This is a genomic window from Zhenhengia yiwuensis (assembly GCF_014384995.1).
In the GTDB taxonomy this organism is placed as follows: Bacteria; Bacillota; Clostridia; order Lachnospirales; family Cellulosilyticaceae; genus Zhenhengia; species Zhenhengia yiwuensis.
This window is the reverse complement of the sequence record NZ_JACRSY010000142.1, coordinates 1-508: the sequence shown is the minus strand read 5'-3', so window position 1 is coordinate 508 and position 508 is coordinate 1. Positions and strand designations below refer to the sequence as shown.

The following is a 508-nucleotide window of genomic DNA, read 5'->3' as shown; positions in this document are numbered from 1 at the left end:
CTCTTTAATGTACCAGTCAATCTATTTAACTCAACGATTCCTGAAGATGTGTGGGATGCTTTTGTAAAACTGGCTATTATGCCAATCGTAAACAAATTTGAGAAGGCTATTAATAAGGCACTTCTTACGACAGAGGAACAAGGCAAGTATTACTTTGCTTTTGATACAAAGCAGCTCAACAAAGGTGATATTGAGAAACGCTTCAAGGCTTATGAGATTGCCCTTAAGAATGGGTTTATGACACCATCCGAGGTGCGTTTTGAGGAAGATTTGAATGAGATAGAATCATTAAACTTCGTTAAGCTGAGTCTAGGTGATGTATTAATGCATATTGAATCAGGAGAAATCTATACACCGAATACAAACACCAAAGTTAATCAAGATTACACCAATGTGGTGCAAAATGGTGCAACAGGAACCAGTATGGTGAAAGGAGGTGAAAAAGATGCAAGTGGAGGTGAGAAGTGATGGAAAAGTTGAAATTAGTGGTTATGTTAATGCTATTGAT

The 508-nt window shown here is 37.2% G+C and carries 1 protein-coding gene; it reads left to right on the top strand.

Annotated features, from left to right (window positions below):
- The coding region (locus tag H8718_RS20460) for a phage portal protein (protein ID WP_249334892.1) at positions 1–468 on the top strand (468 nt) is incomplete at its 5' end.
- Positions 469–508 lie beyond the last annotated feature (40 nt).